The sequence below is a fragment of the Castellaniella sp. genome, assembly GCF_049651205.1.
Taxonomy (GTDB): domain Bacteria; phylum Pseudomonadota; class Gammaproteobacteria; order Burkholderiales; family Burkholderiaceae_B; genus Castellaniella.
On record NZ_JBASBR010000012.1, the window covers coordinates 157,853 to 182,965 of the forward strand.

At 59.1% G+C, this 25,113-nt stretch carries 26 protein-coding genes and 2 tRNA genes; 15 read left to right on the top strand and 13 right to left on the bottom strand.

Going from position 1 to position 25,113, the window contains the following annotated elements; genetic code table 11:
- The 4 genes from dnaJ to hrcA form a co-directional block, all read right to left on the bottom strand.
- A complete protein-coding gene (gene dnaJ / locus WA928_RS08075; RefSeq protein WP_424301960.1) occupies positions 1-1,131 on the bottom strand; it encodes a molecular chaperone DnaJ in 1,131 nt (376 codons plus the stop codon).
- Between the two features lie 148 nt (positions 1,132-1,279).
- A complete protein-coding gene (gene dnaK / locus WA928_RS08080) occupies positions 1,280-3,202 on the bottom strand; it encodes a molecular chaperone DnaK (RefSeq protein WP_424301963.1) in 1,923 nt (640 codons plus the stop codon).
- Between the two features lie 77 nt (positions 3,203-3,279).
- On the bottom strand, positions 3,280-3,843 hold the full coding sequence (gene grpE, locus WA928_RS08085; protein WP_424301966.1) for a nucleotide exchange factor GrpE: 564 nt from the start codon (positions 3,841-3,843) through the stop codon (positions 3,280-3,282).
- Between the two features lie 165 nt (positions 3,844-4,008).
- Positions 4,009-5,022 (bottom strand): heat-inducible transcriptional repressor HrcA, encoded by a 1,014-nt coding sequence (gene hrcA, locus WA928_RS08090; RefSeq protein ID WP_424301969.1) that lies wholly within the window; start codon positions 5,020-5,022, stop codon positions 4,009-4,011.
- A gap of 120 nt (positions 5,023-5,142) precedes the next feature.
- Here hrcA and WA928_RS08095 point away from each other — a divergent pair, with 120 nt between their 5' ends.
- Together WA928_RS08095 and recN are read left to right on the top strand one after the other, a co-directional pair.
- The gene (locus tag WA928_RS08095) at positions 5,143-6,054 is read left to right on the top strand and encodes an NAD kinase (RefSeq protein WP_424301972.1); all 912 of its coding nucleotides are present in this window, start codon (positions 5,143-5,145) and stop codon (positions 6,052-6,054) included.
- A gap of 5 nt (positions 6,055-6,059) precedes the next feature.
- Entirely contained in the window at positions 6,060-7,709 is a 1,650-nt protein-coding gene (recN, locus tag WA928_RS08100) for a DNA repair protein RecN (protein ID WP_424301975.1), read from the top strand.
- Positions 7,710-7,756: 47 nt separating this feature from the next.
- On the opposite strand, the gene fur is transcribed toward recN, so the two are convergent.
- Positions 7,757-8,182 carry a ferric iron uptake transcriptional regulator gene (gene fur / locus WA928_RS08105; protein ID WP_424301978.1) on the bottom strand — a complete coding sequence of 142 codons (426 nt, stop codon included), beginning with the start codon at positions 8,180-8,182 and terminating at the stop codon, positions 7,757-7,759.
- A gap of 180 nt (positions 8,183-8,362) precedes the next feature.
- Here fur and WA928_RS08110 point away from each other — a divergent pair, with 180 nt between their 5' ends.
- Complete coding sequence (locus tag WA928_RS08110) at positions 8,363-8,920, top strand: outer membrane protein assembly factor BamE (protein WP_424302521.1); 558 nt, start codon at positions 8,363-8,365, stop codon at positions 8,918-8,920.
- Between the two features lie 2 nt (positions 8,921-8,922).
- Positions 8,923-9,714 carry a 4-hydroxy-tetrahydrodipicolinate reductase gene (gene dapB, locus WA928_RS08115; protein WP_424301982.1) on the top strand — a complete coding sequence of 264 codons (792 nt, stop codon included), beginning with the start codon at positions 8,923-8,925 and terminating at the stop codon, positions 9,712-9,714.
- On the opposite strand, the gene murB is transcribed toward dapB, so the two are convergent.
- Positions 9,715-10,725, bottom strand: coding sequence for a UDP-N-acetylmuramate dehydrogenase (gene murB / locus WA928_RS08120; RefSeq protein ID WP_424301985.1), 1,011 nt, complete (start codon positions 10,723-10,725; stop codon positions 9,715-9,717).
- Between the two features lie 231 nt (positions 10,726-10,956).
- On the opposite strand from murB, the gene WA928_RS08125 reads away from it, so the two are divergent.
- Positions 10,957-11,032, top strand: a tRNA-Gly gene (locus WA928_RS08125).
- A gap of 108 nt (positions 11,033-11,140) precedes the next feature.
- Here the strand turns inward: WA928_RS08125 and WA928_RS08130 are convergent.
- The 4 genes from WA928_RS08130 to WA928_RS08145 are packed head-to-tail and all read right to left on the bottom strand — an operon-like array spanning position 11,141 to position 15,459.
- Positions 11,141-12,013 carry a carbohydrate ABC transporter permease gene (locus tag WA928_RS08130; protein WP_424301988.1) on the bottom strand — a complete coding sequence of 291 codons (873 nt, stop codon included), beginning with the start codon at positions 12,011-12,013 and terminating at the stop codon, positions 11,141-11,143.
- Positions 12,014-12,015: 2 nt separating this feature from the next.
- A complete protein-coding gene (locus WA928_RS08135) occupies positions 12,016-12,951 on the bottom strand; it encodes a carbohydrate ABC transporter permease (protein WP_424301991.1) in 936 nt (311 codons plus the stop codon).
- Between the two features lie 3 nt (positions 12,952-12,954).
- Positions 12,955-13,992 (bottom strand): ABC transporter ATP-binding protein, encoded by a 1,038-nt coding sequence (locus WA928_RS08140; RefSeq protein WP_350383720.1) that lies wholly within the window; start codon positions 13,990-13,992, stop codon positions 12,955-12,957.
- 12 nt (positions 13,993-14,004) lie between these two features.
- The gene (locus WA928_RS08145; RefSeq protein ID WP_417276489.1) at positions 14,005-15,459 is read right to left on the bottom strand and encodes an ABC transporter substrate-binding protein; all 1,455 of its coding nucleotides are present in this window, start codon (positions 15,457-15,459) and stop codon (positions 14,005-14,007) included.
- Positions 15,460-15,776: 317 nt separating this feature from the next.
- Here WA928_RS08145 and WA928_RS08150 point away from each other — a divergent pair, with 317 nt between their 5' ends.
- Positions 15,777-16,232, top strand: coding sequence for a hypothetical protein (locus WA928_RS08150; protein ID WP_424301996.1), 456 nt, complete (start codon positions 15,777-15,779; stop codon positions 16,230-16,232).
- Between the two features lie 29 nt (positions 16,233-16,261).
- On the opposite strand, the gene WA928_RS08155 is transcribed toward WA928_RS08150, so the two are convergent.
- On the bottom strand, positions 16,262-16,888 hold the full coding sequence (locus tag WA928_RS08155) for a VTT domain-containing protein (protein WP_424301999.1): 627 nt from the start codon (positions 16,886-16,888) through the stop codon (positions 16,262-16,264).
- A gap of 302 nt (positions 16,889-17,190) precedes the next feature.
- Here WA928_RS08155 and WA928_RS08160 point away from each other — a divergent pair, with 302 nt between their 5' ends.
- The 3 genes from WA928_RS08160 to WA928_RS08170 all read left to right on the top strand — a co-directional run bounded on the left by WA928_RS08160 (position 17,191) and on the right by WA928_RS08170 (position 18,925).
- Positions 17,191-17,787, top strand: a complete 597-nt coding sequence (locus WA928_RS08160) for an undecaprenyl-diphosphatase (RefSeq protein WP_424302002.1) — start codon at positions 17,191-17,193, stop codon at positions 17,785-17,787.
- A gap of 147 nt (positions 17,788-17,934) precedes the next feature.
- Positions 17,935-18,606, top strand: a complete 672-nt coding sequence (locus WA928_RS08165; RefSeq protein WP_424302005.1) for a 7-cyano-7-deazaguanine/7-aminomethyl-7-deazaguanine transporter — start codon at positions 17,935-17,937, stop codon at positions 18,604-18,606.
- 97 nt (positions 18,607-18,703) lie between these two features.
- On the top strand, positions 18,704-18,925 hold the full coding sequence (locus WA928_RS08170) for a YgdI/YgdR family lipoprotein (protein ID WP_424302008.1): 222 nt from the start codon (positions 18,704-18,706) through the stop codon (positions 18,923-18,925).
- A 7-nt stretch (positions 18,926-18,932) separates the two neighbouring features.
- Here the strand turns inward: WA928_RS08170 and WA928_RS08175 are convergent, their stop codons facing one another.
- The gene (locus WA928_RS08175; protein ID WP_424302011.1) at positions 18,933-20,069 is read right to left on the bottom strand and encodes a metallophosphoesterase; all 1,137 of its coding nucleotides are present in this window, start codon (positions 20,067-20,069) and stop codon (positions 18,933-18,935) included.
- Positions 20,070-20,176: 107 nt separating this feature from the next.
- Between WA928_RS08175 and WA928_RS08180 the strand changes: the two genes are divergently transcribed.
- Positions 20,177-20,250, top strand: a tRNA-Cys gene (locus WA928_RS08180).
- A 48-nt stretch (positions 20,251-20,298) separates the two neighbouring features.
- Here WA928_RS08180 and WA928_RS08185 read toward each other — a convergent pair.
- Entirely contained in the window at positions 20,299-21,780 is a 1,482-nt protein-coding gene (locus tag WA928_RS08185) for a M20 family metallopeptidase (RefSeq protein ID WP_424302014.1), read from the bottom strand.
- 141 nt (positions 21,781-21,921) lie between these two features.
- On the opposite strand from WA928_RS08185, the gene WA928_RS08190 reads away from it, so the two are divergent.
- From WA928_RS08190 to WA928_RS08210, 5 genes are all read left to right on the top strand, one after another.
- On the top strand, positions 21,922-22,149 hold the full coding sequence (locus WA928_RS08190; RefSeq protein ID WP_417252281.1) for a hexameric tyrosine-coordinated heme protein: 228 nt from the start codon (positions 21,922-21,924) through the stop codon (positions 22,147-22,149).
- Complete coding sequence (locus WA928_RS08195) at positions 22,149-22,790, top strand: DUF2946 family protein (RefSeq protein WP_424302017.1); 642 nt, start codon at positions 22,149-22,151, stop codon at positions 22,788-22,790. Before WA928_RS08190 ends, WA928_RS08195 begins: the two co-directional genes overlap by 1 nt.
- A gap of 66 nt (positions 22,791-22,856) precedes the next feature.
- Positions 22,857-23,444, top strand: a complete 588-nt coding sequence (locus WA928_RS08200) for an NUDIX hydrolase (protein WP_424302020.1) — start codon at positions 22,857-22,859, stop codon at positions 23,442-23,444.
- A gap of 35 nt (positions 23,445-23,479) precedes the next feature.
- The gene (gene aat / locus WA928_RS08205) at positions 23,480-24,298 is read left to right on the top strand and encodes a leucyl/phenylalanyl-tRNA--protein transferase (protein WP_424302023.1); all 819 of its coding nucleotides are present in this window, start codon (positions 23,480-23,482) and stop codon (positions 24,296-24,298) included.
- Between the two features lie 61 nt (positions 24,299-24,359).
- Positions 24,360-25,091 carry an arginyltransferase gene (locus tag WA928_RS08210; protein ID WP_424302026.1) on the top strand — a complete coding sequence of 244 codons (732 nt, stop codon included), beginning with the start codon at positions 24,360-24,362 and terminating at the stop codon, positions 25,089-25,091.
- The last annotated feature ends 22 nt before the right edge of the window (positions 25,092-25,113 follow it).

A 25,113-nucleotide genomic window follows, 5' to 3' on the forward strand; every position in this document is an offset into this window, starting at 1 on the left:
TCAGGAGAAGAAATTCTTCACCTTGTCAGTCCAGGATTCGCTTTTTGGTGAATGACGATCCCCCCCGGTGCTGAGTGAGGCCTCAAACTGGCGCAACAGGGTTTTTTGCTCGTCATTCAGACGCACAGGCGTCTCGACAGCCACATGGCAATAAAGATCGCCGGGGTAGCTGGAGCGAATCCCCTTGATCCCCTTGCCACGCAAACGGAAGGTCTTGCCCGTTTGGGTGCCCTCGGGGATGGTGATCTCGCCACGGCCGGCCAGCGTGGGCACTTCCAGCGTCCCACCCAGGGCTGCCTTGGTAAACGGGATTGTCAGCTCACAGTGCAGGTCTTCGCCGTCACGCTCAAAAATACCGTGTGGCTTGATGCGGATCTCTACGTAGAGATCGCCCGACGGGCCTCCGTTGACACCGGGCTCACCATTGCCTGACGAGCGGATACGCATGCCATCGTCGATGCCCGCGGGGATCTTGACCTGCAGCGTCTTGTTTTTACGGTTGCGGCCCACGCCATCGCAATCTGCGCAAGGATCCGTGATTTCCTTGCCGGTGCCATGACAAGTGGGGCAGGTTTGCTGCACACTGAAAAAGCCCTGCTGCATGCGCACGGCACCGTTGCCGCCGCAAGTGTGGCAGGTTTGTGGTGCAGTGCCCGGTTTGGCACCAGAGCCATGGCACGTATCGCAGGTTTCCCAACTGGGAATACGGATCTCGGTATCGAAGCCGTTGGCGGCTTGCTCGAGACTGATCTCAAGGTTGTATTTGAGGTCAGCTCCGCGGTAAACCTGAGGCCCACCCCCTGCCCGGCGTCCGCCTGCGCCACCAAAGATTTCGCCAAAGATGTCACCAAAGGCGTCGGCAAAGCCACCGGCGCCCCCCATGCCGGCGCCACCGGCTGCATTGGGATCTACACCCGCATGACCAAAGCGGTCGTAAGCAGCCCGTTTTTCCGGATCAGACAGCATCTCGTAGGCCTCTTTGGCCTCTTTGAACTTATCTTCCGCCTCTTTGCTGTCCGGGTTGCGGTCGGGGTGATATTTCATCGCCAGCTTGCGATAAGCCTTGCGGATATCATCGTCCGACGCGTTCTTGGCGACCCCCAGGACTTCGTAGAAATCTCGTTTTGCCATTGGTTTTAATCGTTATCCGTGTGCACTGCTGATAAAAGGCTACATGCCCGGGCCGGCAACAGGGCCGGAACCGGGCAGGCAGCAGACGGATCTCCCCGGCACACAGGCTGCCCGTCGCCAGGCAGCCGCGCGTACTGGATCAGAGAGATCAGTCGGGTTTCACTTCTTTGAAGTCGGCATCCACGACATTGTCGTCTGCCGGCTTGGCACCATCGGCCGCAGCGGCGCCTTCGGCAGCTGCCTTGGCCTGCATGTCGGCGTACATTTTCTCGCCCAGCTTCTGCGAGGCCGTGGCCAGCGCTTCAGATTTGGCATCAATGGCCGATTTATCATCGCCCTTGGCCGCTTCTTCAAGATCCTTGATCGCCGCTTCGATGGCTTCTTTCTCGGAGGCCTCGAGCTTGTCGCCGTACTCGGTTAGCGACTTGCGCGTGGCGTGCACCAGGCCATCCGCCTGATTACGTGCCTGGGCAAGCTCGGCAACACGGTGATCTTCCTCGGCGTTGGCCTCGGCATCCTTGACCATGCGCTCAATTTCGTCCTCGGTGAGGCCCGAGCTGGCCTTGATCGTGATCTTGTTTTCTTTGCCTGTGCCCTTGTCTTTGGCAGACACATGCAAGATACCGTTGGCATCGATATCAAACGTGACTTCGATCTGTGGCAGGCCACGCTGTGCAGGCGGGATACCCTCGAGATTGAACTCGCCCAGCGCCTTGTTGCCGGCAGCCACTTCGCGCTCGCCCTGGAACACCTTGATGGTGACGGCAGGCTGGTTATCATCCGCCGTAGAGAACACCTGCGAGAACCGTGTGGGAATCGTGGTGTTTTTCTTGATCATCTTGGTCATGACACCACCCAGTGTCTCGATACCCAGAGACAGCGGCGTGACGTCGAGCAGCAGCACATCCTTGCGATCGCCGGAGAGCACAGAGCCCTGGATGGCAGCACCCGCAGCTACGGCTTCGTCAGGGTTGACGTCCTTGCGGGGATCGCGGCCGAAGAACTCTTTGACCTTCTCTTGTACCTTGGGCATGCGGGTCATGCCGCCCACCAGGATCACGTCGTCGATCTCGGACACCTTGACACCGGCATCCTTGATGGCCGTACGGCAGGGCTCGATCGTGCGCTCGATCAGATCCTCGACCAGGGCTTCCAGCTTGGAGCGCGTGATCTTCAGGCTCAGGTGCTTGGGGCCCGAGGCGTCGGCCGTGATGTACGGCAAGTTGATTTCGGTTTGCTGCGTGGAAGAGAGCTCGATCTTGGCTTTCTCGGCAGCTTCTTTCAGGCGCTGCATCGCCAGCACGTCCTTGGATAGATCGGTGCCGGATTCTTTCTTGAACTCGTCGATGATGTAGTTGATGATGCGCATGTCGAAGTCTTCACCACCCAGGAACGTATCCCCGTTGGTAGACAGGACCTCGAATTGCTTCTCACCGTCCACATCGGCAATCTCGATGATGGAGACGTCGAACGTGCCGCCGCCCAAGTCGTAGACCACAATCTTGCGGTCGCCGCGCTCGGCTTTGTCCAGGCCAAAAGCCAGTGCAGCTGCGGTGGGTTCGTTGATGATGCGCTTGACCTCCAGCCCGGCAATCTTGCCCGCGTCCTTGGTGGCCTGCCGCTGGCTGTCATTGAAGTATGCCGGTACCGTGATCACGGCTTCGGTGACTTCCTCACCGAGATAGTCTTCGGCTGTCTTCTTCATTTTGCGCAGGATGTCGGCAGATACCTGCGGGGGAGCCAGCTTTTTGTCCTGGGCTTCTACCCATGCGTCGCCGTTGTCGGCCTTCATGATTTTGTACGGCATCAGGTCGATGTCTTTTTGCACCGCCTTTTCGTCAAACTTGCGCCCGATCAGGCGTTTGACGGCAAACACCGTATTTTTTGGATTGGTAACTGCCTGGCGCTTGGCCGGTGCACCCACCAATACTTCACCATCCTGCATGTAAGCAACAATAGATGGCGTGGTGCGAGTGCCTTCGGAGTTTTCAATGATCTGAACCTTGGAGCCGTCCAGCACAGCCACACAGCTGTTGGTCGTACCCAAGTCGATCCCGATGATCTTGCTCATGTTTGATCCTGTCGATAGTTAGATAGGTGGGCGGCTTGGCCGCCGATGCTTTTGATGTGGGGCCGATTGCCTGAAATTCAAGACTGCCCTGCAGAGACCATGACCAGTGCCGGACGCAGCACACGGTCGGCAATCAGATAGCCCTTTTGCAGGCATTGCGCCACGGTGCCTTGCGGCTGATCAGACGGTACCGTCGAGATGGCCTGATGGCGATGAGGATCAAAGGCTTCGCCCGGCTGCGGAGCAACTTCATGCATCTGGTTGCGCTCGAAGGCGGTGTTGAGTTGCCGCAAAGTGGCCTCTACGCCCTGTTGCCAGTCGGCAGCGGTTTGATCTGGTTGCGCCAGTGCTGCTTCGAGGCTGTCACGAACAGGAATCAGGCTTTCGGCAAAGGATTCGGTGCCAAACTTGCGTGCCTTGGCGACGTCCTCCTGAGCCCGGCGACGCACGTTTTCGACTTCGGCATGCGCGCGCAGCAGTTGGTCGTGATACTCCGCCAGCTTGGCCTGAGCCTCAGCCAGGAGTGTGGGGAGGTCTTCTTCTGGCTGCCCGGGGGGCGCCGATTCGGGGGTCTCCGGGGTTTCAGCCGGATCTTGGGCTTGTGCAGCCTGAGGATCCAGGTCTTCCTGGGGTGCCGACATGGTGAGTTCTCCAACAGAAAAATACGGATGGGTATATATATAAGGGGAAAGTGCGGGATTTCAAGAGTGCAGATATGCACGATGGAAGACGCACGCCAGGCGGCTCAATCTCCTGCCCGATGCCTACGAACCTGTTGCTGGCGCCGCAGCCCGCCAGGCAAGGGATCAGGACGAGGCCTGGCCCAGGGCGCTGGAGAGCATGCGGGCCGTGATGTCGACGATGGGGATGACTCTTTCGTAGGCCATACGGGTGGGCCCTATGACACCCAGCGTGCCGATCACCTGGCCGTCCACGCCATATGGCGCGGTAATCACCGAGACGTCTTCAAGTGGCATCAGGCGGGAGTCTCCACCGATATAGATTTGCACCCCCTGCGCCTGGCTGGAGACATCCAGCAAATGCAGGAGATCGGTTTTTTGCTCGAACAGCGCAAACAGGCGCCGCAAACGATCCATATCGGCGGTCATCTCTGAGATCTCGAGCAGCTTGCCCTCGCCCGAGATGACCACGGATTCATCCGCACTATCCGTGGTACTGATGCCGGCATCCACTGCCTGCTGCATCAGCCGCGAGATATCCGTACGCAGCGAGGCAAGCTCGGCGGCCAACGAAATACGAACCTCATGGAACGACCGGCCGGAGAAATGGTGGTTAAAGAAGTTGGAAGCTTCGAGGAGCTCGATTTCGGTGTACTCGCGCGGCACAAACAAAATGCGATTTTGCACATCGCCATCTGGTGTGACGATGATGAGTAAGACGCGCTTATCGGAGAGCCGGATGAACTCGATGTGGCGAAACACCTGAGTGCGTTTGGGGGTTAGCACCACGCCCGCGAACTGCGACAAATTGGATAGCAGCGTAGCAGCCGCCGTGACCGCTCGGCCAGGTTGCGCTGCCGGCAGGTATTCAGCGATGGGCAGATCGGGCGAGAACTCGTAGGGCCGTACCGTGAGCAGAGAATCCACAAACATCCGGTAGCCCCGCGGGGTAGGCACCCGGCCGGCTGAGGTATGTGGGCTGTGGATCAGGCCCAGGTCTTCGAGGTCGGACATCACATTGCGGATGGTTGCCGGAGAAAGATCAAACACTTTCGACAAGGTACGAGAACCCACGGGCTGGCCGTCCGCGATGTAGCGTTCTACCAGTGCCTTAAGCAACGATTTAGCTCGATCATCCATATTGTGTGTTTCTCGGTGTCCGGGATATGCCTGACACACCGCCTTGCGGCGCATGCGCCTGCATCCCCCTATAATCGGATACCGACTATTATCCCTTAAACGCGCGAGGTACCGGGTTTCATGCACTTCAATACCGTGGCCCTGATCGGCCGCTATCAAGATAGCGGCCTGGACACCCCCCTGAGACGGCTGGGTGCCGTGCTGCAGGCACTGGGCTGCAAAGTGCTCATCGAAGCCGAAACCGGCCGCAATACCGGCGTTACCGATTTCCCGCTGGCCGACTACACAGCCATAGGCCAGCAGGCTGATCTGGCCATCATCATGGGCGGCGACGGCACCATGCTGGCAGCCGCCCGGCGTCTGGCCACCACAAACGTCGCCATGATTGGCATCAACCACGGGCGTCTAGGGTTCATCACCGATATCCCGCTGGACAGCGCTGATGAAGCCATCACCGGCATCCTCAACGGCGCCTACGTCGAAGACGAGCGCGTACTCCTCGAAGGCCGTGTGCTGCGCGGCAACCAGGAAATGGCCTCCGGACTCGCGCTCAACGACGTCATCATCAACCGTGCAGGCCGCGGCGGCATGATCGAGCTCAAGGTAGAGTGCAATGGGGTGTTTATGCATAGCCAGCGGGCCGACGGCCTGATCATCGCCACACCCACAGGCTCCACGGCATACGCCCTGTCCGCTGGCGGGCCGATCTTGCATCCTCAGGTCAATGCCCTGGTGCTGGTGCCGGTGGCACCGCAAACCTTGTCCAACCGCCCCATCACCCTGCCCGAAGATTCCCACCTCAATATCACCATCCGGGCCCTGGGCCGGGTAGAGTCCGGCGCCAGCGTGCACTTCGACATGCAAGCATTGTCCAACTGCCAGGAAGGCGATCAGATTGTTGTCCGGCGCAGCCCGCACCGGGTACGGTTTCTGCACCCGCAAGGCTATAGCTATTTTTCGACACTGCGCAGCAAGCTGAACTGGAACCGCATGCTGCACCCCTGGGACGACCCGGACGAAACCAGCCGCTAACCACCATGCTGCGCACCCTGCACATTCTCGACTTTGTCATCGTCGACCATGCCGAAATCAGCTTCGAGCCCGGGTTTACCGTGTTTTCGGGCGAAACAGGGGCCGGCAAGTCCATTCTTATCGATGCCCTATCGCTGGCCCTGGGGGGTCGCGGAGACGCCAGCCTGATCCGCACAGGCGCCACCCGCACCGAGATCAGTGCCATCTTTGATACACCGCCCAGCGCCAGCCAATGGCTGGCCGAGCAAGCTGTCGAAGGCCCCGAGATCATCCTGCGCCGCATCATCGACACGCAAGGCCGCAGCCGGGCCTATATCAATGGCTCATCCACCACACTGGGGCAATTGCGCGACCTTGGCGCACTTTTGGTGGATATCCACGGGCAGCATGCCCACCAAAGCCTGCTGCACGCGGCCAGCCAGCGCAGCATACTCGACGACCAAGGCGGCCTGCAGGCGCAGGTAGCGGCCGTCTCCGACGCATGGACTGTCTGGCGCGAGGCCCAGACTGCCCTGCTGGCAGCCCAGGATAACGCCGCCGGGCAAGCCCAGGTTTTGCAGCATCTGCGGCAGGACGTCGAGTTTCTCGATGAGCTTTCTCCCGAGGAAGGCGAATGGGACGAGCTATGCAGCCGCCAGACCCGCCTTGCCCACGCGCAGGCACTGCTGTCCGGGGCAGGCCAGGCAATCGAGGCGCTGGAGGGTGAATCCGCCTCGGCGGCCCAGGCCATTCAGGCCGCCATCCAGACCCTGCAATCACTCACGCGACACGACTCGCGTCTCGAAGAACATTGCCAGACGCTCGAATCTGCCCGCATCCTTTGCGCAGAAACCGTCTCTGGTCTGGAGGCCTACGCCAGTCGGCTTGAACTGGATCCCGAGGCTCTGGCCCAGGCAGATGCGCGCATGAGCCAAATGTTTGCCGCCGCCCGTCGGTTTCATGTCGAACCCGAAGAACTCACTGCCCTGCATGCGTCGCTACAAACCAAGCTGCAAGACACCACAGCCGGCCAGGACATCCAGGCCCTGGAGAACGCATGCCAGGCAGCACAAACCCACTATCACACGCACGCACAAGCCCTCAGCGTGGCACGTCAGGCCATCGCCGAAAAGCTCTCGGCGGAGGTGACCGCAGCCATGCAAACGCTGTCTCTGGAAGGGGGACGTTTCGAAGTGGCCCTGCAGGCATGCAAGCCCTCGGCACATGGCCTGGAAACCACCGAATTCCTGGTTGCCGGCCACGCAGGCGTGCCCACACGCTCATTGGCCAGGGTAGCCTCAGGCGGCGAGCTTGCCCGGATCTCGCTGGCTCTATCTGTGATTGCCAGCCAGGCGGCACGGGTGCCCACTCTGATTTTTGATGAAGTGGATACCGGTATCGGGGGTGCAGTTGCCGAGGTTGTCGGCCGTCTGTTGCGCCAACTGGGGCAGCGCCATCAGGTGCTGTGCGTAACCCACCTGGCCCAGGTGGCGGCATGCGCATCGCATCACTACCAGGTCAGCAAAGCCACGCGCCAGAAACAGGTGCGATCCAGCATCCAGACTCTGGACGAATCCGCCCGCATCGAAGAAATCGCCCGTATGCTGGGCGGCCTGAGACTGACCGCAGCCACACGGGATCACGCCCGCGAAATGCTGCGTTTGTCGGCGCAATAAGGCTCGTCAAGAAGAATTACCGGGCGGCTAACACCAGGCAAGCGGCATCAGACCTTTTTCTGCTTGGCGCACTGAGGGCACATGCCATAGAGCATCATATGGTGGCTCTCGAGAATAAAGCCGTTATCCTTGGCCACCCGCACCTGGCGTTTTTCGATCTCGTCATCCGAGAACTCGACCACGCGCCCACAATTGGTGCAGATCAGGTGATCGTGGTGATCTCCGTCGTTGAGTTCGAAGACCGCCTTGCCGCCATCAAACTGGCTGCGCAAAAGGATGCCGGCTTGCTCGAACTGCGTCAGCACCCGATACACCGTAGCCAGCCCGATATCGACGTCTTCGGCGATCAATGCGCGATAGATATCCTCGGCGCTGTGGTGGCGAGTTTCAGCCTTGCGGAAAATATCCAGGATCTTCAGGCGCGGAAATGTCGCCTTCAGACCCATGTTTTTGAGCTCAATCTGATCGTTCATGGTTGAAGTATCCTGGGTACTGCCGCAGAAAGCAAGCACGACGGCAACGCAAAAAACAGGCGCCGGCACAATGACGAATTAGGCGCCACGTGCATGCGTCCATTCGAATTCCCTTTATGATAGCGGTTTTGGTGGCCGCAATCTGCGTGCCGATGATCCACTATGGGGGCTTTTGTGCATATCCGAGCAAGTCACTTTTCCCGCCAGGCGGGTATCTGCCTGACAGCCAGCCTGCTAACCATTGTTCTGGCCGGCTGCGGCACCACCAACTGGGGATTTCCCTATCGGGCTGCTGTACAGCAAGGCAACTGGATAACCTCCGAGCAGGTATCCCAGCTCGAAGTCGGCATGACCCGCGATCAGGTCAGATTCATCCTGGGCACGCCCACGTTGCAAGACGCCTTCCATGCCCAGCGCTGGGACTACCCGTACTACAACCAGCCCGGATATGGCTCCCAAGAGTTGCGCAACTTTACCGTCTGGTTTGAAAACGACCTGCTGGTGCGCTGGTCGGGTGACGAACAACCCAACCGTCAGCCTTTCCAAAAAACCGATACTGGTAAAACCGCCATACCCTCCGACGACACCAGCCACGCAGATGACGCAGCCCGTGAGGCTGCCTCTCCTGGCGTTAGCCCTGACACTGCCCCCAATGCAGGGTTGTCAAACACCGGCAGCCAAACTTCCGGCAGCACGGTACTGCCCCTGTCCACTCCCGATTCCACCAAGGCTCAATAACCATGCGGATTGCAATTACTGGTGCCTCTGGCCGTATGGGCCGCATGCTGATCGAGGCCGTACTGAACTCCACCGACCTCACCCTCGCGGTGGCCCTCGACCGCCCGGGCAGTGAATCTCTAGGGCAAGATGCCGGTCAGTCGGTCGGGGTACGTACCGGGGTAGTCATCACCGATGACATGAACACGCTGTCACAGGCCGATTGCCTGATCGACTTCACGCGCCCGGAAGGCACACTGGCGCACCTTGAAATCTGTGCTGCCCACGGCGTGAAATGCGTTATCGGCACAACGGGCTTTGATGCCGAGGGCAAACAGGCCATCCGGGTTGCCGCACAAAAAACCGCCATTGTCTTTGCACCCAACATGAGCGTGGGGGTCAATGCCACCCTCAAGCTGCTGGATATGGCTGCACGGTTGCTTAACAGCGGCTACGACGTCGAAGTTTTCGAGGCCCACCACCGCAATAAGGTGGATGCCCCTTCGGGCACCGCGCTGGCCATGGGCGAGGCTGTTGCCAACGCCTGGGGTGTCTCGCTGGACGACGTTGCCGACTGGGCACGCCACGGCCACACCGGCCCGCGTGAAACCGGCCATATCGGCTTCTCGGTGGTACGCGGCGGCGATATTGTGGGCGACCACACCGTTTATTTCTGCGGCACCGGCGAGCGCATCGAAATCACTCACCGATCCAGCAGCCGTGCCACTTATGCACAGGGCAGCTTGCGCGCAGCACGCTACCTGGCCCGCAAAGAGTTTGGCCTGTTTGACATGCAGGATGTGCTGGCCAGCTGATCAGTCCAGCATCACCGGCTCTTGTTCAAGCGCCACCCCAAACTGATCGGCCACAGCCTGTTGCACAGCCTGTGCCAGCGCCACGACATCCGCTGCGCAAGCGCCCCCATGGTTTACCAACACCAGCGCTTGGCGCGGGTGCATCCCCACCGGGCCCAACTGGCGCCCTTTCCAGCCTGCCTGCTCAATCAGCCAGCCGGCCGCCAGCTTCACACGGCCACCGGCCTGAGGGTAGACACGCAGGTCTGTAAACTGCCGGCGTAGCGCCTGCGCCTGCTCGGCGTCCACCACGGGATTCTTGAAAAAACTGCCTGCATTGCCCTGCACTGCCGGATCGGGCAATTTATGCCGGCGGATCTCACAGACGGCATCAAAGATCTGCAAGGCTGTAGGTGTTGTTTTGCCCCAATCAGCCACATAGCGCTGCAAATCGGGATACGCCAGCCGTGGTACCCATTGCTTGGGCAGGGCAAAGCGCACCCGTGTGATCAGCCAACGGCCGGCGCCATCACGCTTAAAGCGGCTGTCACGGTATCCAAACCCACACTCGGAGGCCGGCAAGATAGTTTCAAGCCCTGTATAAAGATCCCAGGCCACCACAGAGTGCAGACACTCGCTAAGCTCCAGACCATATGCCCCGATATTTTGCACCGGTGCCGCACCGACAGTACCAGGGATGAGTGCGAGGTTTTCCAGCCCTGGCCACCCCTGCTGCAAGCAATACGCCACAAATGCGTGCCAGGGCTCGCCCGCCGCGGCTTCTATAAGCCAGCAGTCTGCTGTCTCCTGCCACAGCCGTATCCCCTTCAGGGCCACCTGTACTACCCGGTGGCCAGGCTGCGGCAGCATCACGACATTGCTGCCGCCACCCAGTACAAATAAAGGCGCGCCAGGCAGGTCACAGAGTGAAGGAAGATCAGCTTCATCTTCCAGCCGCGCAACCTGGGCGCGGGCAGGCAAGCCCAGCGTATTGCACGGCTGTAGAGACTGTTCCGTAAAGGCAAGCGACATATTTGGCAGCAGGCTGCCAGGCAGCCCGAGAAGTCAGCAAAAGCGTAAGCATACCCCGCACCTGAGGGCATTTGACAGGGCCAACAAGGATATCGTATAGTTTCGCTCCTGCAAGTTCTCGTATCCGTGCAGCGCGGGGAAACCCACCAAAACACGGGTCTTTAAAGCCTTCACCGGTTTGACAGACAAAAAAATGCGATATAGAATGCGTGGCTTAGCTTGATAGCTAACGCGGGAATAGCTCAGTTGGTAGAGCGCAACCTTGCCAAGGTTGAGGTCGCGAGTTCGAGACTCGTTTCCCGCTCCAAATTTAAAAAGGCCCAAACTTCGGTTCGGGCCTTTTTGCATTTGGGTGCGGCCAACCAAGGTGGTGGCGATGGGCATACCGGTCATGGCCCATCTCTGGCACCTACGGTTAATTTCGCGCCACTGCCGTCAACCCGGCCACCAGTTGATCGATAAAGAAGGTGTACAGCACCGCAACCGGGATACTGGCGATCAGGGCGCCAGCTAGCAGCGGGCCCCAGTGATAGACGTCTCCCCGGATCAGCTCTGTCGGCACGGCGATGCTGATGGTCTTGTCGGCCGAATGCGTGACAAAGGCCAGGGCGTAGATGAATTCGCTGGTGGACAAAGTAAAGGCAAACACCACTACAGTCATCAGGCCCGGTACGGCCAGGGGCAGCACCACATGGATAAAGGCACTGAAGCGGCCATGACCATCGATCATGGCCTGTTCCTCGATATCGCGCGGGATGCCCTTGAAAAACCCCATCAACAGCCAGGTGCAAAACGGCACCGTAAACGTTGGATAGGCCACGATCAGCGCCCACAATGAATTCTGCAGCCCCAGCGTGGCGATCACCTTGGAAAACGGGATGAACAACAGGGTGGGCGGCACCAGATAGCTTAGAAAGATGCCGATGCCCAGAGTTTCGCCCCAGCCCCCGGCGATGCGCGCCAGGCCGTAGGCGGCGGGCACGGCCAGGGCCAGTGTGATGATGACCACGGCCACACCAACATACAGAGTGTTCAGCAGCCACTGCACAAATTGAGTTTCCCCAAACAACAGGCGCAGGTTGTCCAGGGTCGGGAGTTCGGAAAACCAGAAGGGATTGGCGCTGGGCGTAAAAATATCAGCCTGCGTCTTGAAGGTCGTGATCAGCATTACATAAAAAGGCAAAGCAGCAAAAATCACGAACAGCAGCGTGGCCAGGTATAGCCCGCCACGCCGCGCAGTGTGGTGGCTGTGGCGCCGGCCGGATTCTGCGGATCGCATATCACCCATGGCTAGATCTCGCGCCGCCGGATCAGCGACAGGATGACGATGGACACCGCCGCCAGCACGGGCAGCAGGAACAACGCCGTGGCAGCGCCGCGCCCCAGGCCCCCCCCCTGCACGCCCGTAAAGAACGCCAGGGTGGGCAGAACCTGGGTGGCGTTGGCCGGGCCACCACGCGTCAGGATAAAGACCGTGATGATGTCCGTAAACACGAACACGAAGGTGAACAGGATGGTGACCCCGAACACCGGGATCAGCATGGGCAGGATGATATGAAACAGGCGGCGAAAATAGCCCGCACCGTCGATTTCGGACTGTTCCAGAATGTCGCGCGGCACACCGTTCAGGCCCGCCAGGATGATGACGGTGCCCAGCGGCAGCAGGCGCCAGACATTTACCAGGATGATGGAAAACAAGGCAAAACCACTGCGCCCCAACCAGAACGTATTGTCAAAATCGCCAAACAGGGCACCCTGGTGGCCCAGCAGGCCCAGGCCGCGCAGAACCCAGTCGATGGGGCTGAAGGTTGAATCAAACATCCACAGCCAGGCAATCACCGACAGCGAGGCCGGTGCCGTCCAGGGTAGCAGGATCAGAAAACGGATCAGCCACTTGCCACGCACGGGCCGCACCAGCAGTTCCGCCTGGATGGTGCCCAGAACCAGAACGCCGATCAGGGTGCTCAAGGTGATGTTGAAGGTATTGCCGATGGCACGCAGGAAGTCGGGCGTATCCAGCAGCGCGGTGAAGTTCTCCAGGCCTACAAAACGCATGACGGGACTGCCCGTGGTGACGTCATTGAGGCTGTAGACCACGGCCAGCACGATGGGGATACCCAGCAACAGCACGATGTACAGAATGGCGGGCAGCACCATGCCCATAGCCAACAGGGTGTCGCGCTGGGCCAGGCTCAGGGTGCGGGTGCTGGGATTGGCGGCCGCCATAACCTAGGCCCCGCCGGCAGGTTGATCTGTGCGCAGGCCGGTCTTTGGATCAAAGCGCCGCATGCGGGCCTGCAGCACGCAAAAGGTGTGTTGCTGGCCCGCAGCCAGGCCGTGAGACTTGCGCTCGGGCAGCTTCAGGATCAGGTCGGTCTCGGTGCCTTGCAGTGTGCCGTAGATCAACACATCGGCGCCCAAGGCTTCGACTTGCTGGATGGTAATGGGCAGCGGGTGTTGTTCGGCCGTGGGCTGTGTGCCCTGCGGCAGCCACGCGTCCTCGGGGTGAAATCCCCAGAGGCTGTCGGCCTGGGGGATCAGGTTCATGGGGGGCGAGCCCATGAACTGCGCCACAAAGGTGTTGGCCGGCTCGTGATAGATCTCGTACGGGGTGCCGATTTGCTGGATGCAGCCATGGTTCATGACGGCGATACGCTGCCCCAGGCCCATGGCCTCGACCTGATCATGCGTAACGTACAGTGTGGTGATGCCGGTTTGCTGGTGCAGGCGCTTGAATTCGCGTCTGGCGGAATGGCGCAGCTTGGCGTCCAGGTTGGACAAGGGTTCATCCATCAGAAACAGGCTGGGAGTGCGCACCAGGGCGCGCGCCAGGGCAACGCGCTGGCGTTCGCCGCCCGACAGTTCGCGCGGCTTGCGTGCCAGCAGTTTTTCGATCCCGAACAGTTCTGCGGCCCAGGTAACTTTTTCCTGGATCTGCGCTTTGGACAGATGGATGGCTTCCAGGGGGAAGGCAATATTTCGAGCAACATTCTTGTGGGGATACAGGGCGTAACTCTGGAAGACCATGGCGATATTGCGGACGCGTGGTGGATCCTCATTGGATATCCGTCCGTCGATGCGTACCAGGCCGCTGCTGGGGCGTTCCAGCCCGGCGATGGTGCGCATCAGGGTAGATTTACCCGAGCCCGAGGCCCCAAGCAAGACCAGGAATTCACCGTCGGGGACGTCCAGACTGACGTCGTCGACAGCTTTGACGCGGCCATGGTCATAGGTGGTGCTGAGGTGCTCGATACTCAGGCTGGCCATGCGTGCTCCTCATCAGGCTTTTTTGCCGCCGATCAGGCCGCGGCCACGCCATTGGGCATAGATGGATTCGGTCTGCTTGGCGGCTTCGTCGACGGCTTGTTCGGGGGTCAGGTCACCGCGTGCGGCCTTGGCCATCATATTGGGCAGGATGAAGGTGTTGAAAACTTCACCGACAGCGGGATTGGAGTAGCCAGGGTGGCCGAGGTTGGTGGTCCATTCGGTGGCGCTGGTCAGGGGCCCCAACTTGCCTTCGGCCTCGCCCTCCAGGCGGAAGGGGTCTTTGGCAAACCAGGCGTCGTTCAGGTTCTTCAGGGTTTTGGCACCCTCAACACCAGGGTAACCACGGTCGCCCGCCGGGACGGCGGTGCCAAAGTAGCTGGGGGTGTTATAGAGCTTGCTGTGATACATGGCCTGGTCGTAGTTTTCAGTCAGGTGCAGGATGAATTGTTTGGCCAGGTCTTCGCGGGCTTTGGCGAATTTGGGAATGATGTAGTTGTACAGAACGTGGACGTTGGCCCAGCGATCGCCACGGGGCCCGGCCAGAGGGCCGGTAAAGAAGACGTCTTTGGCAATGTCAGGTTTGGTCTGTTGGGCGGACCGGTAGGCGGAAATCGAATTGACGATGTACGAGGCCTTGCCTGCGATCAGGTCCTGGTTGTTGGATGCGGCATTCCAGGCAAAGACCGCCGGAGTCATGGCTCGGTGGAATAGGTCAACCATGTATTTGACGGCTTCAATGGCGCGTGTGCGGTTCTCACCGACGCCCAGGATGACGTTGTCCTGGTCGTCCTGGACGGATGCGCCCCACGACCATAAAACGGATCGGGCGACCATGTTCGAGTCCAGTTCCTGCGACATGCCGATACCCACTTGAACGCCCTGCTCTTTGCGGATTTTTTCGCCAATGTCCAATAGCTGCATCCAGGTGTCGGGGCCGCCTTTCATGCCCGCCTTTTCCCAGAGGCTGCGGCGGTAGTCACCGCAGTCGATGGTCCAGCCGTGGCAGAAGGCATACCAGGATTTGACGACGGGGTTATAGGATATTCGGGGGATGACGCCAAAGACTTTGCCGAATTGTTTGCTGGCCTGTTGGTTGATATCCGCCATATCCAGCACATTAGGGGTGAATTGGGCAGCTTCGGGGCCTAGTTCGATGATGTCGTGGCCTGAGTTGGCGGACATTTCGGATGTGGTGGCGGTGACGAGGTCGCCGATATTGATGTGGTCAACGATGACTTGTACGCCGTGGGCATCACCCCAGGTTTTGGCAAAGGCATCGAACCAGGTGTCATAGCTGGGAACGAAGTGGCTCCATTGCAGGATCCTGAGGGTTTTTTCAGCAGCCAGGGCATTCAGTGGAAATAGAGGTGCGCCGATGGCGGCCAGGCCTGCCAGACCGCCTGCTTGCAGGAAATGGCGGCGGGCGGTGGATAGAGGGTTGCTGCGACGGGGTGTTGTGTACGACATGATCTGCCTCCGGATGGGGGGGCGGGGCAGGGTCGTCGGTGCGCTGCTCTGGCGGCACTACCCCCCTGGTGGAGTGGGGAAGGGCTGCATGGCGGTCGTATTGTTACCAGGCGCGTCAGGCAAGAGTTTAGGCTCAGTTTAGCGCTGTTTGTTCCATGGATAACTTGTATCTAAGGGTAAACGATTAGTATCAATAGCATCGGCTCGTGTCGCTTGGACACCTCATTCGGGCCTTTTTATGTTTTATGTTCGCAGGTGATGCCATTGCGCCTGCCGTACCTTTAAGATGCAAGGGGTAAATACTTGGAGCGACAGCAATGAACCAGCCATCCTTGATTATTGAGCACGAAGCTTACGAACTCTGGCTGGATGAGAAACTGCTGACGCGCCTGGCCGGCGGGGCCGCGACACTTCTTCCAGCAGCAGGCTCACGGCAGTTGCGGGAGATCGACATCGAGGCCGCCATCGAGCGTGCCGAAGACTGGTTGATGCCGTTCAGCAAGGCGCTGCAAGGGCTGCAGCTAAAGATCTGCGACAAAACAGGCCGACTGAAAAGCTATTTTGATGAACACCAGCCCTACTCGGTAGAGCAGATAGAGCGCATCTTCTCGAATGTCCACTACGAAGTCGCCCACGTGCGGGAGGTCGAAAGGAATAGCGTTGCAGACATCGTGCTTGTGCGCGAATTTGCACATCATGGCAGGCTCTCGGGCATTGTGCTGAACAGTGCAGACCCGGGCCCACAAGACACCTCAGAAAAAGAAAAAGCTTAAGCTTCCCTGCCGCAACCGAGCCATCCCCCTCACTGCCCCCGCCGTGCCCGATAAAGCTTCAAACCTATCGGCGCAATCGACAACACAACCACGGCAACCGTCAATAAACCAAGGTTGTCCCGTACCCATGGAACCTGCCCCAGCGCATATCCGGCGGATACCAGCAGCGTGCACCAGAGGAGTCCGCCCATGGCATTAAATAGCGTAAATCGGCTGGGAGACATCCTGGCCATGCCGGCAACAAAGGGGACTGCAGACCGGACCACCGGGATGAACCGGGCAAGCACGATCGCTGCGCCGCCAAACCGCTCGAAGAAATCGTGTGCCTGTTTCATGCGGCCGGGCGACACCCAGCGGCTGTTGGCAACGGCGTTTCCAACCCGCGAACCACCGATATGAAAGTTGATCTGATCACCCATGATTGCAGCCGCCGCAAGCAAAAGAATGGGCCCAACCGGCGAGATCGCCGAGAGCCCCAGAAATGCGCCGGTGGCAAACAACAGCGAATCTCCAGGTAAAAACGGCAGCACCACCAATCCCGTCTCTGCGGCAATCACCAGCGCAATCAGTGCAACGCCGTACAGCCAATTTTGCTGAAGCAATGCCATCAAGGCCTGATTATTGATGATCCAGTCAAAAATGCCGCTCGTAATCATTGTGTCATTGTTCCCACCAAATTTCGGTTTCGCAGTCAGGATGAACGCACAAAATTAGCGCCAGATTAGAGTGCCGCGGAACCAGCGATGGATTGCGGAAAGCACCAAATAAATTGAATGGCGCGAACCGGTAAAATAAGACATTGCGGCGCAGATACTCATCCTGAGTCTAAGTGTGCACTAAATATCAGGGGGTAAAACACTGACTACCCACATCAAGTTGGCGAGTCCGGGCCCTGGTACACCTCACAACCCTACATAAAAGGTCTGCTGTAGAGCACCCACCTCGCCACAGGAATCTTATGGACGTTTTAAACAACACAGTTTTCCTTTGGCTGAATGCGTCAGCCTACCCCACCCCCTGGATTGTCGACCTGGCAGTTGTATTGGCAGACTGGGCCATCTGGTTGATCCCGCTCACCCTTTGTGCAGGTTGGCTTTATGGCAACGAAAATTCACGCCGAACAATGCTGATGGCAGCTGTCGCAGGCGGCTTAGGCCTGTTTGCCAATCAGATCATTGGCATGATGTGGATGCACCCCCGCCCCTTCATGGTGGGCTTGGGGCATACGCTAATCACCCATGCCCCGGATTCTTCCTTTCCCAGCGATCACCTGACCCTTTGGTGGGCCGTGGCCTTCAGTCTTTTGGCAAGCAGCAGGGTACGCCGGCTAGGCGGCGTACTTGCAGTTTCAGGGATCCCTGTGGCGTGGTCACGCATCTATCTGGGTGTGCATTTTCCGCTGGATATGGCCGGCGCTGCAGTGGTGGCCGCCATTTGTGCCTGGGGGGTCCGGTTTGAAGCACACTGGTACCTAACACCCCTCTACAACCTCGCGCTGGCCCTTCATCAAAGGCTTTTTCGCGGCCTGATCAAAAGGGGCTGGGTCGCGCCCTGACCACCACCGGCTTATTAAAAACCATCACACGCACCGGCGTGCCACGCACGGCGGCCCGGCTGCCGATGCCGCCCAATACCCTTTTGCTTATAATGCATACCGTTTTACCCATGGGTTCCCTCACCCCATCCACCAAAAAGGTTCTTCATGACCCCTGCGCTCGTCCCTACCTCACGTGTATCTGGCACCCTGGTGCTGCTGGTGTTCTTTCACGTCCTGATCATTATCGCCAGCAATTATCTGGTGCAGCTGCCCATCAATCTGCTGGGCTTTCATAGCACCTGGGGTGCCTTCAGCTTTCCCTTCATTTTTCTGGCCACAGATCTCACGGTTCGCCTGATTGGCAAGCAAGCTGCACGGCGCGTGATTTCGCGCGTGATGATCCCGGCACTCATCGCTTCCTACATTATCTCGGTGCTGTTTCACGAGGGGCACTTCAATCAGCTAAGCGCCCTGGCCAGCTTCGACACCTTTGTGTTCAGAATCGCCTTTGCCAGTTTTGCCGCCTACGTACTGGGGCAATTGATGGATATTCTGGTGTTCGACCGCATTCGTCGAGGTCCGTTTGCCTGGTGGGTAGCCCCCGCCGCATCCGCTGTGGTGGGCCAGGCACTGGACACCTTGCTCTTTTTTGGCGTCGCATTTTGGCACAGTAGTAACGCTTTTATGGCCGAACACTGGGTTGAGATCGCATTGGTGGACTACGCGACGAAGTTAACAGTCAGTCTGTTACTGTTCGTGCCGCTGTACGGGATCTTGCTAAACGCCATCGTACGCTTCATCCGGCGGCATCAACCTTTGCAGGTCACCACCGCCTGATCTCCAAAACAAGGGGGTTTGTAGAACCCCCTTACAGCGTATCAGTCGCTGCTTTGATAAGGTATTTGGGAAGCCATTCAAAACCAGGAGATGCCTGATGTCAAAGCAACTTTCGATGATCCTCGCCATGACTGCTGCCAGTTTGACACTAGCGGCCTGCTCGACCCCCACCACCGTCACCACACGTGACGGCCAAACCACCTACACCGCAGACAAGCCGGACGTCGATCAGGATAAAGATTTCATCACCTATGAAAAAGACGGCCATGAAGTTCAGGTGAATAAATCTGACGTAAAGCAGATCGAAGAAGTGGACTGATACCGCCTTAACGGTCGGCGCGCAGGGTGATTCGTGTGATTTCTGACGGACGGCCCAGCCGCACCGCCAGGCCGTTCCAGAGCCCGGTGCCACTGCTGACATACAAGGCCATCTTGCCTACCGTATAAAGGCCGGACACAAACCCGTTATTGGCTCTCTGAGTAAGGTAGTGCAATCCGAGAATCTGCCCGCCATGGGTATGTCCCGACAACTGCAGGGTTACCCCGGCCCGGGCATTCTCGGGCGCACTGCCAGGGCGATGTTCCAGCAACAAGACCATCGCATCGGCCGGAACCCCCTGCATGGCGGCATGCAGATCCGGGCCCGGCAGGCCAAACCGCTGTGCTTGCACATCGGTGAGGCCCACTACCGCCAAGGTAGCGCCCCCGTGCGGGATCAGGACATGGCTGTTTTCCAGCAAGGTCAGCCCCAACGCACGGTAAGCGTGTATCCACTGCAGATAGTTGGAGTAGTACTCGTGGTTACCGGGGATGGCAATCACACCATCCGGTGCGCTCAGGCGCGCCAGGGGCTGAACGTCGTCGGCCCGTGCAGCCACAGTGCCATCCGACAAATCTCCGGTGATGACGATCAGATCAGGCTTGAGCTGATTGGCGCGCGCCACCACCGAGGCCTGCCAGGATCGCGGCAGCAACTGGCTGGCGTGAAGGTCTGTCAGTTGCACAATCTCGTAGCCGTCCAGTGCGGCCGGCAAGTGGGGGATTGTGACGCTGACCTGCCGCACATCGGGCACTCGTATTGCCTGCCAGACACCCAGCGTGGCCAGGCCCAGTGCCAACACCCCCAACCCCAGACGTACCGCGGGCGCACCCAGCACCCAACGCCCTGACTGACGCAGCGGCAACCAGACAAGCACCCCGATGATGTCCCGCAGAAGCAGCAAGATGGACAGCAGCAACACAAAGGCAAATGCCCAGACCAGCACCACCAGCACGGCATGTGGCACTTCTGGTGAAGCCAGAGAACCAAAATACCGGCTCGTAATCTGGTGAACCTGCGAAGCCAGCAACAACAACAGTACCAGCCCCAAACGCACCCAAACGCTGCTGCCCATTGGCCAGACAAAGCGCCACACAATATATAGCCACATCGTCCCGGTGATTGCCGGCAGTAAAGACCCCATTAATGATTCATCCCAAAAACAGACTGAGCACACGGTGCGGGTGCGCCATGTGCTACGTAAATTTATCGTATAATGCTTGACTTGGCTGGATCTACCAGCATGTCAGCGGCGCAATGGCAGAGTGGTTATGTAGCGGACTGCAAATCCGTCAACGTCGGTTCGATTCCGGCTTGCGCCTCCAATCAAGGGCTTACTTTTCAGGTAGGCCCTTTTTTGTTGCCGCCACCTGTCAATGGGCATCGGCATCAACAGGCAAGCCTGCGGGCAATGCAGATAAGGCTTGGGCCACGGCTGCCGTCAGGCGTTTGCCATATGACAGATGCAAGAACTCGTTGGGGCCATGAGCATTTGATTTTGGCCCCAAGACACCACACACCATGAACTGCGCCCGCGGAAACCCCTGGCGCAACAAATTCATCAAGGGGATCGTACCGCCTTGGCCGATATAACCGCACGGTGCATCAAAATACTGATGCGAGGCGTGGTCCAGTGCATCCGCCAGCCATGGGGCAGATTCAGGCGCATCCCAGCCACTGGCCACGCCCGGATCGGGCTGAAACACCACCCGTGCTTGATAAGGCGCCTCTTGCTCGAGCAGTGTCTTGAGCTTTTGGGCAGCCTGCACCGCATCCACCAGCGGGGGCAAACGCAAAGACAGCTTGAATGCAGTGTGCGGGCGCAGCACATTGCCGGCATTGTCCACAGACGGCATGCCATCCACACCGGTAACCGATAAGGCCGGCCGCCAGGTACGGTTTAGCAAGGCCTGATCGGGCTCGCGCGTCATGGGCAGGACAAAATTGCCATCCGCCCCGCACGCCCAGGGAAAACGTCGCCAGACTTCATCACCCAAAATACGAGCCGCCTGACGGGCCTGATCCTGGCGCTGCAAAGGAATCTCGCAATGAAAGCTGCCAGGCAATACACGGCCTGTTCCACTGTCTTCAAGGCGATCAAGCAGATGACGCAATACCCGGAAACTGGAGGGCACGACGCCACTGGAGTCCCCCGAATGCACGCCTTCGTCCAGCACCTGAACCTCGAGGGTGCCGGTAACCAGCCCGCGCAATGAGGTGGTCATCCACAGTTGATCGTAGTTGCCGGCGCCCGAATCCAGGCACACCACCAACGCAATATTGCCCAGGCGTGAGCGAAGCGTATCGATATAAGGCAAGAGATCGTAGCTGCCGGATTCTTCGCAGGTTTCGATGAGCCCCACACAACGCGGCCGGGGAATGCCCTGACGATCCAGCGCCTCGATGGCGGTGAGAGAGGCATACACGGCATAGCCGTCGTCTGCACCGCCACGGCCATAGAGCTTGCCATCCTGGATAACCGGCTGCCATGGCCCCAGGCCCTGGCGCCAGCCGGAGAACTCAGGCTGTTTATCCAGGTGACCATACAGCAGTACGGTGTCACCATTGTCAGCCCGGGTAGCCGGGGCCTCGAAGGCGAGCACTGGTGTGCGGCCCGGCAGTTGCAGGATCTCGACCTTCAAGCCGGCCACCCGACGGGATTCCAGCCAAGTGGCTGCATCGCGCACTACCTGGCTGATAAACCCATGCGCCTGCCAGTCGGCATCAAAGGCGGGGCTTTTGGCAGGCACGGCAATATATCGCTGAAGGGCTGGCGTAATTTCGTGATCCCACTGCTCGTCGACAAAACCTTGTAGTGCAGCCGCATCAAGGTGTGTAGCTACCGGCATATCCATGACAGATTCCCAGACACTCAGACAAACTGCCATTTTACGCTGTGCGCCACCGCCATACCCGCTTTTGCTCCGAGGCAAGGATGCAATCGACACGAATTCATGCCATTCTTATAAAACCTTATTTAACAGGAGGCACCCAAGATGGCTGACATCTGGCTCAAGACTCTAATCACCGACACGCCCCAAGAGGGTTACGAACTGGCGATCAAGCTGGCTCGCATGGGGGTCAAGTACACCCAACCCTCTGCCGAAGTGCGCGATAAGCTGCGCCCTGTTTACGGTGAAGACGCCAATGCCCTGATTGCATCATCCCAGGTCGTAGCGACCAACTTCCAAACGATTGCAGCTGCCAACGGCTACTGGAAATAATGGACGACACCGTACTGGCCTCCATGGCTCGCTGGCCCAATGTGCCAGCAGCCTTTGGCTGGCTGTCCTTATCGCCTCGCGGCCAGTGGTGCCTGCACCCCGCAGGCCAGGGCTGGGGGCATACAGAAACCGAGCCCGGCCAGCCGATTACCAACCCGCAAATCGTGACCTTTATCGGCCGCAACTATCAGTCCGACGATACTGGCCGCTGGTTTTTTCAGAATGGTCCACAAAAAGTATATGTGCGCCTGGACGCGGCTCCCTGGATTCTCGAATTGCATCCCGGGCCAGACACCGGCCTGCATTGGCAAACCCATATAGGCCTGCCATATGGCCCCATCAAGCAGTGGTGGGTAGACGACAACGGCTATCTCTATGCACAGGCCCCGCAAGGCGCAGGACGCGTTCTGGATCGTGATCTCGCCCGGGCAGCAGAGGCGCTGGTGACGCTCGAGCACCAGACGCTGGCAGATTGCCTGGACACATTGCCCTCATTGCAAAGTCTGCAGACGCAGCCACTGGCGGTTGGTCTTGTTCCCGGGCCCCAGCCACTGTCTGGCATAAACATAGCACCTGTGGGATGGCTGCCCACCCAGGAAGTAGCCAAAACCCTGGGTTTTCAAGCACAGCCTGCCCCCTGATTTCTCCGCGTCTACCCTCGTCTCGAGGTACTGCGCAAACCCGTGGCAAGCGGCTAAAATCAGTTCATGAATCAAACTGATCCCGCCTTCTACCATCCGGCTCCCCGTACACAGCAGTTCTGCTCTCAATGTGGCCACCGTCTCAGCCGCGAAACTCCACCTGACGACAATCGTATCCGGGATCTTTGCACCCATTGCGGTGCGGTGCATTATCAAAATCCGCGCAACGTCGTGGGTATCGTGCCTGTTTTGCAAGACCAGATCCTGCTCTGCCGGCGGGCCATCGAGCCCCGTTATGGCAAATGGACGCTCCCAGCGGGCTTTATGGAACTCGGAGAAACCACCGAGCAAGGCGCGATACGTGAGAACCACGAAGAATCCGGCGCACGCGTCCAGGTGCGCTCTTTATTCACCGTGGTGGATGTGCCGTCTGTCAATCAGGTGCATTTCTTTTATCTGGCAGACGTCCTGGGCCCTCATCTGGCTCCAGGCCCCGAAACCCTCGAGGCCGGTTTTTTCAAGCTCGATGAGATCCCCTGGAACGACTTGGCGTTTCGCACAGTCAGCACCACCATCGAACACTATCTCGAAGATCGGCCACAAGGCGTGTTTCCCACACATCATTACGCCATCGACCTGCGCTTTCCTGATTAGGCCGCGCAACCTCGTACATCAGCCGATACAGTGTCATGTCGATTATCTGGGTAGACCCCAACACGCTCCTGCCTGAGATCAATCAAACCTCTCCCCGCGGACTGGTGGCAGCGGGGGCTGATTTATCGACCACACGGCTGCTTGAGGCATACCGCAAGGGGATATTTCCATGGTACGGCCCGGGTGAGCCCGTGCTCTGGTGGAGCCCGGATCCACGCATGCTGCTGATGTGCGGCGATTTTCATATCAGCCGCTCGCTGGCCAAACGCGTCCGCCAGTTTGATCGTCCTCCCCTACAGCCAACCCACCCGGCCGGCCAAGCAGGCCTGGCCATCACACTAGACGCAGCATTTGATCAGGTCATTGCACACTGTGCACAACGCAGTTCACACCGGCTTGGCCTGGGCGCGGCCCGCCATACGCAACACTGGCCGGCACCCGCCGCACCACTACCAGGCGGCACCTGGATTACGCCCGATATCCGCCAGACCTACAGCGCATGGCATCGCCTAGGATATGCCCACAGCGTGGAAACCTGGATCAATGGGCAACTGGCGGGCGGCTTATATGGTGTGTGTATTGGGCGCTGCTTTTTTGGTGAGTCGATGTTCAGCCTGGCCACAGACACCAGCAAGGTAGCGCTGGCATATCTGGTTCGGTTTCTGATGGCTCAGGGCATCCCCTGGATAGACTGCCAACAGGAAACCCCTCATCTGGCCAGCCTGGGCGCACAAGCCATCTCCCGCGATGAATTCCTGAGCCGTCTGGCACAGGGGCGCGATGACACGCAGCTGCACTGGCCATCTGGCCGCCTGACAGCCGATGGGCGCTTGATACCCCTGATCAAGCCTTGAGCAACTGGTACAAGCAGTACGCACAGTGCCACAATGTAGGCAGAGGATATGGGGCTATCTCATGAGCAAACCCAGTGAGTCGATTTTCCGCCGCCTGCAGTTTTACACAACGGCCGCCTACCCCTGCAGCTACCTGCCGGGGCGTATGGCGCGATCCGAGGTGGCCGCACCCGCCCATCTGGTGGATGATGCTGCATATTCGCGCCTGATCGAACAAGGCTTCAGGCGCAGCGGCCTGTTTACCTACCGCCCTGCCTGCAACGGATGCAGGGCCTGCATTCCCCTGCGGGTGGATACTCAGCGGTTTGTCCGCAACCGTACCCAGCAAAAACTGTGGCGGCACATGCAGGAAGCACTTCGCGTGCAGCTGGCTCCGCTGCACTGGGATGCCAGCCACTTTGCGCTGTACCTGCGCTACCAGCAGCAGCGCCACCCGGGCGCGGGGATGGATCAGGACGACCAGGCGCAGTACACGCAGTTTCTGCTTACCAGCCGGGTACACACCGAGATGGCAGAGTTTCATGATGCCGGCGGCCAACTGCGCATGGTGGCCATCATGGATTATCTCGACCACGGCCTGTCTGCTGTGTATACCTTTTATGATCCCGACTGGCATGGCAGCCTGGGCACCTATGGCATCCTGTGGCAACTGGACTATTGCCGACGGCACCAATTGCCCTGGCTATACCTGGGCTATTGGATCGCCGAAAGCCGTAAAATGGCTTATAAGTCGCGGTTTCGCCCCCACCAGATTCTTCAGGATGGTGTGTGGGTCGAGCCCTCCGATCCCTGATGTCCTGAATCCCCCGGATACC

Bases quoted from the DNA above. Each gene is read 5' to 3' on its own strand.
- dnaJ (WP_424301960.1), bottom strand. From the start codon at position 1,131: ATGGCAAAACGAGATTTCTACGAAGTCCTGGGGGTCGCCAAGAACGCG.
- dnaK (WP_424301963.1), bottom strand. From the start codon at position 3,202: ATGAGCAAGATCATCGGGATCGACTTGGGTACGACCAACAGCTGTGTG.
- grpE (WP_424301966.1), bottom strand. From the start codon at position 3,843: ATGTCGGCACCCCAGGAAGACCTGGATCCTCAGGCTGCACAAGCCCAA.
- hrcA (WP_424301969.1), bottom strand. From the start codon at position 5,022: ATGGATGATCGAGCTAAATCGTTGCTTAAGGCACTGGTAGAACGCTAC.
- WA928_RS08095 (WP_424301972.1), top strand. From the start codon at position 5,143: ATGCACTTCAATACCGTGGCCCTGATCGGCCGCTATCAAGATAGCGGC.
- recN (WP_424301975.1), top strand. From the start codon at position 6,060: ATGCTGCGCACCCTGCACATTCTCGACTTTGTCATCGTCGACCATGCC.
- fur (WP_424301978.1), bottom strand. From the start codon at position 8,182: ATGAACGATCAGATTGAGCTCAAAAACATGGGTCTGAAGGCGACATTT.
- dapB (WP_424301982.1), top strand. From the start codon at position 8,923: ATGCGGATTGCAATTACTGGTGCCTCTGGCCGTATGGGCCGCATGCTG.
- murB (WP_424301985.1), bottom strand. From the start codon at position 10,725: ATGTCGCTTGCCTTTACGGAACAGTCTCTACAGCCGTGCAATACGCTG.
- WA928_RS08130 (WP_424301988.1), bottom strand. From the start codon at position 12,013: ATGGGTGATATGCGATCCGCAGAATCCGGCCGGCGCCACAGCCACCAC.
- WA928_RS08135 (WP_424301991.1), bottom strand. From the start codon at position 12,951: ATGGCGGCCGCCAATCCCAGCACCCGCACCCTGAGCCTGGCCCAGCGC.
- WA928_RS08140 (WP_350383720.1), bottom strand. From the start codon at position 13,992: ATGGCCAGCCTGAGTATCGAGCACCTCAGCACCACCTATGACCATGGC.
- WA928_RS08145 (WP_417276489.1), bottom strand. From the start codon at position 15,459: ATGTCGTACACAACACCCCGTCGCAGCAACCCTCTATCCACCGCCCGC.
- WA928_RS08150 (WP_424301996.1), top strand. From the start codon at position 15,777: ATGAACCAGCCATCCTTGATTATTGAGCACGAAGCTTACGAACTCTGG.
- WA928_RS08155 (WP_424301999.1), bottom strand. From the start codon at position 16,888: ATGATTACGAGCGGCATTTTTGACTGGATCATCAATAATCAGGCCTTG.
- WA928_RS08160 (WP_424302002.1), top strand. From the start codon at position 17,191: ATGGACGTTTTAAACAACACAGTTTTCCTTTGGCTGAATGCGTCAGCC.
- WA928_RS08165 (WP_424302005.1), top strand. From the start codon at position 17,935: ATGACCCCTGCGCTCGTCCCTACCTCACGTGTATCTGGCACCCTGGTG.
- WA928_RS08170 (WP_424302008.1), top strand. From the start codon at position 18,704: ATGTCAAAGCAACTTTCGATGATCCTCGCCATGACTGCTGCCAGTTTG.
- WA928_RS08175 (WP_424302011.1), bottom strand. From the start codon at position 20,069: ATGGGGTCTTTACTGCCGGCAATCACCGGGACGATGTGGCTATATATT.
- WA928_RS08185 (WP_424302014.1), bottom strand. From the start codon at position 21,780: ATGGATATGCCGGTAGCTACACACCTTGATGCGGCTGCACTACAAGGT.
- WA928_RS08190 (WP_417252281.1), top strand. From the start codon at position 21,922: ATGGCTGACATCTGGCTCAAGACTCTAATCACCGACACGCCCCAAGAG.
- WA928_RS08195 (WP_424302017.1), top strand. From the start codon at position 22,149: ATGGACGACACCGTACTGGCCTCCATGGCTCGCTGGCCCAATGTGCCA.
- WA928_RS08200 (WP_424302020.1), top strand. From the start codon at position 22,857: ATGAATCAAACTGATCCCGCCTTCTACCATCCGGCTCCCCGTACACAG.
- aat (WP_424302023.1), top strand. From the start codon at position 23,480: ATGTCGATTATCTGGGTAGACCCCAACACGCTCCTGCCTGAGATCAAT.
- WA928_RS08210 (WP_424302026.1), top strand. From the start codon at position 24,360: ATGAGCAAACCCAGTGAGTCGATTTTCCGCCGCCTGCAGTTTTACACA.